The following is a 12,708-nucleotide window of genomic DNA, read 5'->3' as shown; positions in this document are numbered from 1 at the left end:
CATGACTCACGACAATAAACTGCAGGTCGAAGCGATCAAATGCGGCACGGTGATCGACCACATTCCGGCGCAGATCGGTTTCAAACTGCTGACGCTGTTCAAGCTGACCGCCACCGACCAGCGCATCACCATCGGCCTGAACCTGCCCTCCAACGAGCTGGGCCGCAAGGATCTGATCAAGATCGAGAACACCTTCCTGACCGAGCAGCAGGCCAACCAGCTGGCGATGTACGCACCGAAGGCCACGGTAAACCGCATCGATAACTATGAAGTGGTGCGCAAACTGACCCTCAGCCTGCCGGATCACATCGACGGCGTGCTGACCTGCCCGAACAGCAACTGCATCAGCCGCAGCGAGCCGGTGGCGTCGAGCTTCAGCGTGAAGCCGCGCGACGGCGAAGTGCACCTGAAGTGCCGCTACTGCGAGAAAGAGTTCGAGCATCAGGTGGTGTTGCAGGCCGACTGAATTCTGCCCTTTTAGCGGGAGCGGCGCTGTTAATCTGCGCGTCACTCCCTATAATGGATGCCTGAAAATAACTCTACCCACGTTGCTACCCACCGAATTTTACGCTGCGGCCGACCGCGCGGCGGCGTGAAAGACAACGGGTCTATCAGGAGAAAACATGTCACGTAATATCAGCACTGAACTCGCCCCGGCAGCCATTGGTCCTTACGTGCAGGGCGTTGATTTGGGCAGCATGATCATCACTTCCGGCCAGATCCCGGTCGATCCGAAAACCGGCGCCGTCGCCGACGACGTGGCCGCTCAGGCGCGCCAGTCGCTGGAAAACGTCAAAGCGATCGTCGAAGCCGCCGGCCTGATCGTTGCCGACATCGTGAAAACCACCGTGTTCGTGAAAGACCTGAACGACTTCGCCACCGTCAACGCCGCGTACGAAGCCTTCTTCACCGAGCACAGCGCGCCGTTCCCGGCCCGCTCCTGCGTGGAAGTGGCGCGTCTGCCAAAAGACGTGAAGATCGAAATCGAAGCCATCGCCGTGCGTCGTTAATCGACACGCACGCGAATCACGGCCAGTGCAGACTGGCCGTTTTTATTGATAAGAATTTTATTAATTCAATTAATTTATAGCGATAGCGTAATATCGCTCACATTTACAATTCCACAATAAAAATACGCCTATACTTGTTTTTCACCCGGCCGGGTCATTGCTGTTTCATTTCTTTCACCCCGTGAATAATGACAGGAGATAACCATGGCACCTAGCGTATTGGATTATTTTATCCGACAGGTTTCCCGTTATCAGGAAAAAACCGCCATCGTCGGCGATAATAAACACCTGACCTACCGTCAATTGGATGAAGCCAGCAGCGCACTGTGCACGCGCCTGAAACAGGAAGGGGTTCGGCCCGGCGATGCCGTGCCGCTGGTCGCGCAGCGTACGGTGGAATTGCCGATCGGCATGATGGCGATCGCCAAGGCCGGAGCCTGCTATATTCCCATTGACGCCCGCTATCCCGAGCGGCGCATTCGCAATATTATCGAACAAAGTGGCTCACCGATAATTCTGTTCAGCAATCATGAAATTCATAAAAGTATCGCCACTCCCTCACGTAAAACCCTTTCCATTGATAATATTTCCCTGAATAAAGATTACGAAGATCTATTTCCCCCGCCAGACTCCGACGCGCTTGCCTATATTATTTTCACCTCCGGCACCACCGGTACGCCTAAAGGCGTGATGATTGAACATCGTTCGCTGTTAAACCTGCTCCTCTGGCATAACCAACGGTTCGCTATGGATGAACACAGCCGCTCCACGCTGATTGCCGGCGTCGGTTTTGACGTGGCGCAATGGGAAATCTGGGCGCCGCTGATCTGCGGCGGCACCCTGTATCTGCCGCACGAGGAGACCCGCCTGCAGCCGGACGCATTGCTGGCCTTCTTCGCCCGTCATCGCCTCACCCACGCCTTTGTCCCTACGGTATTGGTGCCGGAGGTCATCGGCGCGCCGCAGCCCGCCGGGCTGGCGCTGAAATACCTGTTCACCGCCGGTGAAAAGCTGAACCCAGTCGCGCTGCGCGGCATCGGCTATGCAGTGGTGGATTACTACGGCCCGACGGAGGCCACCATCTTCGCCACTTACAACCGCGTGCGCTGTGCGACGCAGAACCCGCCGTCCACGATTGGCCGGCCCATCGCCGATACCCAGGTCTTCATCCTCGACGAACGGCTGCAGCCGGTTGCCGACGGCGAACCTGGCGAGCTTTGCATCAGCGGCACCTGCCTGGCGCGCGGCTACCTGAACGCCCCGCAGCTGACCGCCGAACGTTTTGTCACTTCGCCGCACATCGGCAGCCAACGCCTGTACCGCAGCGGCGATCGGGCGCGCCGCTTGCCGAACGGTGAGATTCAGTTCCTCGGGCGCCTCGACGCGCAGATCAAAATCCGCGGCAATCGCGTGGAGCTCGGTGAAATCGGCAGCCTGATGACGCAGGTCTCCGGCGTAAAAACCGCCATCGCCCTCGTCAATCAAACGGACAATCCGAGCGACAAGCGGATCCTGGCGTTTTTGACCGGTGAAGATCCCGGCGGCGATCTCATTGCACGGGTTAAACGGCAGCTTCAGGATCAGCTACCCGCCTACTCTCTGCCCGCCGAGTACCGGCATCTGGATCGGTTGCCGATCAACGCCAACGGTAAAATTGACCAGGCGGCGCTGTTGGCCCTGGCGCCCGAGGCTCGGCCGGCCCCTGCTGAACCGCTCGACGGCCACCAGCGGATCGTCGCCGATCTGTGGCGCACGCTGCTGAAAGTGGATCACATCCGCGCCGACGATGATTTTTTCGCGCTGGGCGGACATTCTCTGATGGCGGCCAGGTTAGCGACAGATTTGGGTAAAGCGTTCGCGGTCAAAAGCTATGTGCATGACATCTATGAATATCCGAGCCTGGAGCAACTGACGCAGGCGATGTTGCAGCGCCAGGAGAGCAAGCCTCGGCGTCAAGACGGCGATCCGACACGCGCCCTGCAGGATGATGTCTTTCTGCCGCCAGGCATCACCATCAACCCGACGTTCGATACGCGGCAAATCAGCGCCCCGCGCGCCATTTTACTGACCGGCGCCACCGGTTTCGTCGGTGCACATTTGCTGGCCGAGCTGCTGCGCACCACCGACGCCGCACTGTATTGCCTGGTGCGCGACGGCGCCGAAACGCCGCCGATGCGGCGGCTGGAAGCGGTGCTGCAGCGCTACCGGATCGCGCTGAACGCCAGCCAGCACGCGCGCATTCATATCGTGCCTGGCAACGTCGCGGAACACGACTTTTCGCTGACGCCTGCGGCCTACAGGGCGTTAAGCCAAGATATCGACCTGGTTTACCATTCGGCCAGCGCGGTGAATTTTATCCAGCCCTATTCCTACATGAAGCGCGACAACGTGCAGGGCCTGCGGGAAATCATTCGCTTCGCGGCCCATACCCGCACCAAACCGCTGATGCTGCTGTCCACCATCTCCGTATACAGCTGGGGGCATCTGCATACCGGCAAGCGGGTGATGCGTGAAAACGACGATATCGATCAAAACCTGCAGGCGGTAAGCCGCGATATCGGCTATGTGCGCAGCAAATGGGTGATGGAGAAGATCGCCGATCTGGCGGCGGCGCAGGGCCTGCCGCTGATGACCTTCCGCCTGGGCTACGCCACCTGCCACAGCCGCACCGGCGTCAACGCCGATTATCAATGGTGGGGGCGGCTGGTGAAAACCTGCATCAGCAGCGGCACGGTGCCGGATCTGCGGGATCTGCGCGAAGGATTGACCACGGTAGATTACATGACGCAGGCCATCGCCCACGTCTCACGCAATCCTCAGGCGTTGGGGCATAAATTCAACCTGATCCACCAGGGCGACAATAACCTGACGCTGCGCGAGTTTTTCAGCCTGCTGGAGCGCGAGTTCGGTTATCGTTTCCACCCTCTGCCTTTCGCGCAGTGGCGGGCGCAATGGGAAAACGACAGCGACGCGCCGCTGTACCCGCTGCTCAGCCTGTTCAAAGATCCTATGGTAGACGAGCTATCGACGGTGGAGCTCTATCAAGACACCTATCGGTGGGATTGCAGCAACCTGCAACGCTTCCTGCAGGGCAGCGGCATCGATGAGCCGCACTTCACCCGCCAGCTGCTGCTGAATTACCTGCAGCACGCCATCGGGTATGCGCCGCTTTCGCTACGAGCGTAACAAAACCGGGGCTCAGCTCGTCGAGCCCCGTCACCCTCACTCCATTTTAAGCCCGCGCAGCAGCGCCTCCAGCGGGTACACCGCCGCAATCACCACTTCGTCGCGCGTCTGCGCCGCCGCATCCAGCCGGTGCTGCGCTTGCTCTGCCTCGGCCCGGCTCAGCGGTTTGCCCTGCTGATGGCGATCCAGCAGCGTTAAGCCCAGCGTGGCCAACGCATCGACGTCCTGCGCCACCGGCGCCAGATCGCGCAGCGTGCGGTTGCCCGCGATCGCCGTCTGCAGTGCCGCGCCGTTCGCCTGCCAGCGCTGCAGTCGTTCGCGCAGCGCCTGCGCCGCCGCCTTATCGCGCTTATCCTGCAACAAGGCCGCGACCTGGGCATGCATGTCGCGCACCGCGCCGCTCTCCGGCGGCAGCGCATCGGCAAAGCGGTTCAGCAGTTCGAACTGGTGATAGTTGCCGGCCTGGAACTTCAGGTGCTGGCGGGTGTAATACTGCGCCGGCTCCACCGCCTCGGCCAGGATCTGCAGCGGCAGGATCTGCACGCTGTTGCTCAGCCGGGTGAATTCACGCGCCGTTTCCGCGTGCTGCTGCAGGCCGACCGACACCACCGACCAGGCGTCGATCGCCGCCAGCCGCCGGTACATGTTGCTTTCGTCGGTGACGTCCTGCGCCGACCACAGCCGCTCCGCCACCGCGAAGGCGCGCGGCCACAGCTTGAGATCGAGCAGCGGCGCGCGCACGTTTTCCGCCCACAGCGCCGCTTCGCCGCCGAGCATGTTGGCCTGCCCTTTCTCGTCCGGCACCACCGGCATCTTGCCCGCCGGCACCGCCGCCAGCTTGTCGCCGCGGGTGGGGTAACGCACGTTGCCGACCAGCGTATAGCCGCTGAGCTTGTCCTGCTGCAGCGTGAACACCGGCCGCGTGTCGCCCATCCAGGTATCGACGCGGAACGTCACCTGCTGCGGCGTGCGCCAGACGATGTCGTGCACCGCGCGGCGCGATTTGCCGTTGAAATCGATAAAGCCGCGCCAGCCCTGCTTACCCTCGATCAGCGTGAAGCTGCCCTCCACCGCGCTGCCCTTCAGACGCGGCATGCTGAAGCGCCAGCTTTGCGCCTGCTCGCCGGGCTGCACCGCCGTCTCGATCCCCAGCGGCTGCGGCAGAATTTCATTGCGGTAGTGATAGGCGGTGCTTTGCGGCTGATCGAGATAGAAACCGGTGGAGAGAATGCCCTGATAGCCGTCCTGGGCGCTGGCACCCAGCGAGTCTTGCCCCTGCCAGGATTGAATGACGATCGAACGCGGCAGCGACGGGTGGTAGATCTCGTCCCAGCCGACCATCTGCCGCTGGTGCTTCTCGAGGATCTTTTCCAGCTTCTGGTTGAAGTAGGCCTGCAGCGCATGGGTATCCGCCAGCCCGTTCTGCTGCATAAACGCCTGAATCGACGGCGACGCCCGCCACTGGCCGGCGTCCACCTCATCGCCGCCGATGTGCAGATAAGGATCGGGGAAGATCGCCGCCAGCTCGCCGACGATCGTATCGACAAACTGATACACCTCGTCGCGGGTCGGATCGAGCGTCGGTTTATGCACGCCCCACTCGCGCTCCATGCGATACGGCCCCGGCGCGCTCATCAAGTCGGGATAGGCCACCGCAATGCTGGAAGCGTGCCCCGGCATGTCGATCTCCGGCACCACGCGAATGCCGCGCGCCGTGGCATAAGCCACCACCTGCCGCATCTGCTCGCGGGTGTAGAACTGGCCGTCGCTGGCCTGCTGTTGCAGCTTGGGGTAATGCTCGGAGGCGAAGCGCCAGCCCTGATCGTCGGTCAGGTGCCAGTGGAACACGTTAAGCTTGGCCGCCGCCATGCCGTCGAGCTGGCGGAGAATGTCCGGCAGCGGCAGGAAATGGCGCGCCGAATCCAACAAGACGCCACGCCACGGGAAGCGCGGCACATCGCGGATATCCACCAGCGGCAGGAAGGTGTTTTGCCCGTCGGTCTGCAGCAGCTGCAGCAGGGTCTCCATGCCGCGCAGCGCGCCGAAGCGAGTGTTGGCGGTCAGCGTGGCGCCCTGCGGCGTGACCGCCAGCCGGTAACTTTCGTCGCTTCCCGGCAGCGGCTGCGCCGCCACCCGGTCCTTGATCACCACCTTGATCGCCGCGCCGTTCGCTTCTTCCATCGGCGCCAGCGTCCAGCCGGTCTGCAGTTCGATGCGCTGGCGCCAGCGCGGCAGCGCGTCGCCCAAGTCGTCACCCTGGACGCTTAACGACAACTGGTGATCCAAAATCAGCTTGCCCGCCGGTTGCGTCACTTCCACCTGCTGCGGCCAGGGCATCAGCGGCAGATCGCCCGCCGGCTGCGCCAGCGCACCGCAAGAAAACCATAACGATGAAGCCAGTAGCGTATAACGGAAAGGTCTGTGCATCGGAAATTCCTCAGAGGAAAAAAACAAAATATCCCTAATGAATTTCAAACCACCGCTAGGCGGCAAGCGCCCGCATCCCCAGGCGCTTAGGTCTGCTAAGTAACTGGGGGGCGGGCGTACAGCCAACAACGCGGTGGCTTGAAAGGCGCAGGGGAAAACAGCCAACGCTGTAGATAAAGACTCAGCACAGAACAGATGTCCAACCGTTGCGGTGAAAAAGCGGACGGGATCACAGTTGCCCCCTCCCGGCCGGAGGGGGCGAGCGGGTTATTGCCAGCCGTAGCGGCGCACGAACCAGCCTTTCACGCACTGGGTCAGCACCATGTAACCGGCGAGGATCAGCACCAGCCACGGGAAGTAGCCGAGCGGCAGCGCCTGCAGCTGCAGGAAGCCGGCCAGCGGCGAGAACACCAGGCCGATGCCGGTGGCGATCACCGCCAGCGTCATGATGCACAGCGGCCAGGACGGGCGGCTCTGGATAAACGGAATTTTGCGCGTGCGGATCATGTGCACGATCAGCGTTTGCGACAGCAGCCCTTCCACGAACCAGCCGGACTGGAACAGCGTCTGCATTTCCGGCGTATTGGCCTTGAATACCCACCACATCAGGCTGAAGGTCAGCACGTCGAAGATCGAGCTGATCGGCCCAAAGAACACCATAAACCGCCCCAAATCGGCGGAGTTCCAGCGCTGCGGCTGGGTGATCTGATCGTCGTCGACGTTATCGAACGGGATGGCGATCTGCGAGATGTCGTACATCAGGTTCTGAATCAACAGGTGCAGCGGCAACATCGGCAGGAACGGCAGGAAGGCGCTGGCGATCAGCACGCTGAACACGTTACCGAAGTTGGAGCTGGCGGTCATCTTGATGTATTTCAGCATGTTGGCGAAGGTACGGCGCCCTTCGATCACCCCCTGCTCCAGCACCATCAGGCTTTTTTCCAGCAGGATGATGTCCGCCGCTTCCTTGGCGATGTCCACCGCCGAATCGACGGAGATGCCGATATCGGCCGCGCGCAGCGCCGGCGCGTCGTTGATGCCGTCGCCCATAAAGCCCACCACGTGCCCCTGGCGGCGCAGCAGTTTGACGATGCGCTCTTTGTGCAGCGGCGTCAGCTTGGCGAACACCGTGGTGCGCGCCGCCGCCTGCGCCAGCTGCTCGTCGTCCATCAGCTCGATCTCGCTGCCGCGCAGCAGGTGCTCGGCCGCCAGCCCGACGTCACGGCACACTTTGGCGGCCACCAGCTCGTTGTCGCCGGTGAGGATCTTCACCGTGACGCCGTTCTGTTTCAGCGCCGCCAGCGCCGGCGCGGTGCTCTCCTTCGGCGGATCGAGGAAGGCGACGTAGCCTTCGAGGATCAGATCCGACTCGTCCGCCACGCCGTATTCGTGGGTTTGCGCCGGCAGGATCTTGTTGGCCACCGCCACCACCCGCAGCCCCTGCTGGTTGAGATCGTCGGTGATGCGGCGAATGCGCACCAGCAGCGCCTCGCTGAGCGGGATCACCTCGTCTTCATGGCGCACGTGGCTGCAAATCGCCAGCATCTCTTCCAGCGCGCCCTTGCACACCAGCTCGTGATACTCGTTGTCCTTGGCTACCACCACCGACATGCGGCGGCGCACGAAGTCGAACGGGATCTCATCCACCTTGCGGTAGTGCTGCAGCGCTTCCGGCTGCTGATTTTGCTCCGCGCAGCTCAGCACCGCCACGTCGAGCAGGTTTTTCAGGCCGGTCTGGTAGAAGCTGTTCAGCCAGGCGTAGCGCAGCACCCGCTCGCTGCTGGCGCCGAACACGTCGGTATGGCGCTCCAGTACGATCTTGTCCTGGGTCAGGGTGCCGGTCTTGTCGGTGCACAGAATGTCCATGGCGCCGAAGTTTTGGATGGCGTCCAGGCGTTTGACGATCACCTTCTGGCGCGACAGTTTCACCGCCCCTTTGGCCAGCGTCGAGGTGACGATCATCGGCAGCATTTCCGGCGTCAGCCCGACCGCCACCGACAGCGCGAACAGCGCCGCTTCCCACCAGTCGCCCTTGGTGTAGCCGTTGATCAGCAGCACGATCGGCGTCATCACCAGCATAAAGCGGATCAGCAGCCAGCTGACCTTGCTGATACCGCTCTGGAAGGCGTTCGGCTGCTCATCCTGGCTGGTGACGCGCTGCGCCAGCTGGCCGAAATAGGTGTTGCCGCCGGTGCCGATCACCATCGCCAGCGCGGTACCGCTGACCACGTTGGTGCCCATGAAGCACAGGTTCTGGCAATCGAGCGGATCGGCCGCCAACGTCTGCGGCGCCGCGGATTTTTCCACCGGCAGCGATTCGCCGGTCAGCGCCGCCTGGCTGATGAACAGATCCTTGGCCGACAGCACGCGCAGATCCGCCGGGATCATGTCGCCGGCCGCCAGCTTGATGATATCGCCCGGCACCAGCTGCGCGATCGGCAGCTCCACGTGCTCGCTCTTGCCGGTGAGCGCATCGCTGCGGATCACCGTGGCGGTGTTGCTCACCATGGCCTTCAGCGCGTCGGCCGCCCGGTTGGAGCGTGCCTCCTGGATGAAGTTCAGCAGCGTGGAGATCAGCACCATCAGCGCGATCACCAAGGCGCCGGTCAGATCCTCGGTGGCATAAGAAATCATGCCGAGCGCGGTCAGCAGCAGGTTGAACGGGTTGCGGTAGCAGTGCCAGAGGTGCTGCCACCAGGCCTCTTTCTGCTGATCGTCGATGACGTTCTCGCCGCAGCGCTGGCGCACCTGCTCCGCCTCATGGGCGGTGATGCCTTCCGGGTGGCTGTGGAAACGCTCAAACAGCTGCATCGTCTCTGCGGCGGCGCATTCCAGCCGCTGCTGCGCCAGGCCGGCCGGCATATCGCGCGCAGCGCCGCCGACGCTGTCCAGCAGGCTGTCGCGGCGCACCAAACGGCGCGGAAGGCCGCGGGCGAACAGGCCCAGCAGCTGACGGGGGAGTTTTTTCAGTTTCATGGTTCGCACCTCGTCGCCCGGTGCCTCACGGCAGCGGGTAAACGGGGATCGTCATCGGCCGGGCGGATGGCGGGCACGCCAAAAAGCCTCTGCCAATGCAGATCCTTATTCTTTTTTTCAGCAGCAGGAGCGAACGACGAAGCGCGCGCCACCGGTTACCGTGTGTACTTCACCGGTAAAACAGCAGCGCCAGGCGGAGAGGTTTTACCGGTGAACCGAGTGAGTGTCTAAAGCAGTCGGGTCGGGGTCCATATGGGGTATAACCTCCGGTAAAGGGAAAAACAGAGCGGCACGAGCGGCCGTTCATCGCAATGTCACAATCCCGTTTTGCATCAAGATCCGCGTCGGAAAATGAGCTATGCTGACGGGCATTGTTTTACAGGCCTTTATGTTACGCCTGTCCACTTCAACGAAAAGTAAACCATGCAAAACCGGCTGACCATCAAGGACATCGCACGCCTGAGCGGCGTAGGCAAATCCACCGTCTCACGCGTGCTGAACAATGAAGGCAGCGTGAGCCCGCAAACCCGCGAACGGGTGGAAGCGGTGATCCGTCAGCAAGGGTTTACTCCCTCCAAGTCGGCGCGCGCCATGCGCGGCCAGAGCGACAAGGTGGTGGGCATCATCGTTTCCCGTCTCGATTCACCGTCGGAAAACCAGGCGGTGCGCACCATGCTGCCGCTGCTGTATCAGCAGGGCTTCGACCCGATCGTGATGGAGAGCCAGTTCGAAACCCGCCTGGTGCAGGAGCACCTGCACGTGCTGCGCCAGCGCAACGTCGACGGGGTGATCCTGTTCGGTTTCACCGGCCTGACTGCGGCGATGCTCAAACCGTGGCAGGAAAAAATGGTGGTGATGGTGCGTGAATACGACGGCTTTTCGTCCGTCTGCTACGACGACGCCGGCGCGGTGAACCTGCTGATGGACCGCCTGCACCGGCAAGGGCACCGGCATATCGGCTATCTGGGGGTGCAGCTCAGCGACGCCACCACCGGCCAGCGCCGCTATCAGGCCTACCTCGACGCCTGTGAACGCCTCAAGCTCACGCCGCGCGCCACGCTGGGCGAGCTGAGCTACCAGAGCGGTTTCCAGCACGCCGCCGAAGTGATCGACTCGCACACCAGCGCGCTGATCTGCGCTTCCGACAGCATCGCCCTGGGGGCGATCAAATACCTTCAGCAACAGCCGGCGCACGCCATTCAGGTGTGCGCCATCGGCAACACCCCGCTGCTCAGCTTCCTGTTCCCCGATACCCTGTCGGTCGAGTTCGGCTACGGCAGCGCCGGCCTGCTGGCGGCGCAGCAGCTGCTGGCGCAGCTCAGCGGCGAACAGGGGATCCGCCGCCTGGTGGTGCCCAGCAAACTTTCCTGACGAACTGCTTGGAATTTGACCATTTTTTGTCATTTTGTGATCCTCGCCCCAAACCGGGAACGTTCCCATTTCATTCAAAAAGCCGAGTGGCTAAGCTTTGATCATTACTCAGTCAACACCTCTGCAGGTATCCCATAATGAGCAAAGTAAAACAGCAGGATATTGATCGCCTGATTGTTTTGGTCGGCGGCCGCGAGAACATCGCCACCGTCAGCCATTGCATTACCCGGCTGCGTTTCGTCCTCAATGACCCCAGCAAGGCCAGCCCCAAAGAAATCGAAGAGCTGCCGATGGTCAAAGGTTGCTTCACCAACGCCGGGCAGTTCCAGGTGGTGATCGGCACCGACGTCGGCGACTACTATCAGGCGCTGATCGCCAGCACCGGCGTCAACGAGGCCGACAAAGAACAGGCCAAGGTCGCCGCGCGCCAGAACATGACCTGGACCGAGCGCACCATCTCCCACTTCGCCGAGATCTTCTTCCCGCTGCTGCCGGCGCTGATCAGCGGCGGTCTGATCCTCGGCTTCCGCAACGTGATCGGCGACATCCCGATGTCCGGCGGCCAAACGCTGGCGCAGATGCACCCGGCGTGGAAAACCGTTTACGACTTCCTGTGGCTGCTCGGTGAAGCGATCTTCATGTTCCTGCCGGTGGCCATCTGCTGGTCGACGGTGAAAAAGATGGGCGGCACGCCGGTGCTCGGCATCGTGCTGGGCGTCACCCTGGTGTCGCCGCAGCTGATGAACTCCTACCTGCTCGGCCAGCAAACGCCGGAAGTGTGGAACTTCGGCTGGTTCGTTATCCAGAAAGTCGGCTATCAGGCGCAGGTGATCCCGTCGATCCTGGCGGGCATGGCGCTGGGCTGGATCGAAACCCGGCTGAAAAAGATCGTCCCCGACTATCTCTATCTGGTGGTGGTGCCGGTGGTTTCGCTGCTGCTGGCGGTGTTCCTGGCGCACGCGCTGATCGGGCCGTTCGGCCGCATGATCGGCGACGGCGTCGCCTGGGCGGTGAAAGCGGTGATGACCGGCAGCTTCGCCCCGGTGGGCGCCGCGCTGTTCGGCTTCCTGTATGCACCGCTGGTGATCACCGGCGTGCACCAGACCACGCTGGCCATCGACATGCAGATGATCCAGAGCATGGGCGGCACCCCGGTATGGCCGCTGATTGCGCTGTCCAACATCGCGCAGGCCTCGGCGGTGCTCGGCATCATCATCATCAGCCGCAAAGCCAACGAGCGTGAAATTTCAGTGCCGGCGGCGATCTCCGCCTACCTCGGCGTGACCGAACCGGCGATGTACGGCATCAACCTCAAATACCGCTTCCCGATGCTGTGCGCGATGATCGGCTCCGCCATCGCAGGCCTTATCTGCGGCCTGGACGGCGTGATGGCCAACGGCATCGGCGTCGGCGGCCTGCCGGGCATCCTGTCTATCAAGCCGCAGTTCTGGCTGATTTACTCGCTGGCAATTCTGGTGGCGATCGTCATCCCGCTGGTGCTGACCATCATGGTCTACAAGCGCAAGGCCGCCCGCGGCGAGCTGCCGGTTTAATTGACGCAAAATACGCAACATGAATGTAGGGGCTGGAAATACCCTATAGCTTTCGAGCTGCAGCTAGGCGGCAAGGGTGCAACAAATCGGTCGGGAACCGATTTGAACAGCGCCTGCGCTGGCCCAAAGGGCGAGCCTCCGGACGAGGCTCGTAATCCCCAGGAGCTTACTCAAGTAAGTGACTG

At 62.0% G+C, this 12,708-nt stretch carries 7 protein-coding genes; 5 read left to right on the top strand and 2 right to left on the bottom strand.

Going from position 1 to position 12,708, the window contains the following annotated elements; all coding sequences use genetic code 11:
- Position 1: 1 nt before the first annotated feature.
- The 3 genes from pyrI to HMPREF3138_RS14280 all read left to right on the top strand — a co-directional run bounded on the left by pyrI (position 2) and on the right by HMPREF3138_RS14280 (position 4,196).
- On the top strand, positions 2 to 466 hold the full coding sequence (gene pyrI / locus HMPREF3138_RS14290) for an aspartate carbamoyltransferase regulatory subunit (protein ID WP_038879023.1): 465 nt from the start codon (positions 2 to 4) through the stop codon (positions 464 to 466).
- Positions 467 to 623: 157 nt separating this feature from the next.
- Positions 624 to 1,010: a 2-iminobutanoate/2-iminopropanoate deaminase gene (gene ridA, locus HMPREF3138_RS14285; RefSeq protein ID WP_004933379.1), complete on the top strand. Its 387-nt coding sequence runs from the start codon at positions 624 to 626 to the stop codon at positions 1,008 to 1,010.
- A gap of 204 nt (positions 1,011 to 1,214) precedes the next feature.
- Positions 1,215 to 4,196: a non-ribosomal peptide synthetase gene (locus HMPREF3138_RS14280; RefSeq protein WP_038879026.1), complete on the top strand. Its 2,982-nt coding sequence runs from the start codon at positions 1,215 to 1,217 to the stop codon at positions 4,194 to 4,196.
- Between the two features lie 36 nt (positions 4,197 to 4,232).
- On the opposite strand, the gene HMPREF3138_RS14275 is transcribed toward HMPREF3138_RS14280, so the two are convergent.
- Together HMPREF3138_RS14275 and mgtA are read right to left on the bottom strand one after the other, a co-directional pair.
- Complete coding sequence (locus HMPREF3138_RS14275) at positions 4,233 to 6,623, bottom strand: beta-N-acetylhexosaminidase (RefSeq protein ID WP_038879028.1); 2,391 nt, start codon at positions 6,621 to 6,623, stop codon at positions 4,233 to 4,235.
- Between the two features lie 267 nt (positions 6,624 to 6,890).
- Positions 6,891 to 9,599, bottom strand: a complete 2,709-nt coding sequence (gene mgtA, locus HMPREF3138_RS14270; protein WP_038879031.1) for a magnesium-translocating P-type ATPase — start codon at positions 9,597 to 9,599, stop codon at positions 6,891 to 6,893.
- Between the two features lie 423 nt (positions 9,600 to 10,022).
- Here mgtA and treR point away from each other — a divergent pair, with 423 nt between their 5' ends.
- Both treR and treB read left to right on the top strand, forming a co-directional pair.
- A complete protein-coding gene (gene treR / locus HMPREF3138_RS14265) occupies positions 10,023 to 10,970 on the top strand; it encodes a trehalose operon repressor TreR (protein ID WP_038879034.1) in 948 nt (315 codons plus the stop codon).
- A gap of 137 nt (positions 10,971 to 11,107) precedes the next feature.
- The gene (treB, locus tag HMPREF3138_RS14260; protein WP_019453304.1) at positions 11,108 to 12,523 is read left to right on the top strand and encodes a PTS trehalose transporter subunit IIBC; all 1,416 of its coding nucleotides are present in this window, start codon (positions 11,108 to 11,110) and stop codon (positions 12,521 to 12,523) included.
- Positions 12,524 to 12,708: the final 185 nt, after the last annotated feature.

The organism is Serratia sp. HMSC15F11 (genome assembly GCF_001808215.1).
Classification (GTDB): Bacteria; Pseudomonadota; Gammaproteobacteria; order Enterobacterales; family Enterobacteriaceae; genus Serratia; species Serratia nevei.
Note: the sequence above shows the minus strand (reverse complement) of the source record. Positions and strands in the feature narration are given on the sequence as shown.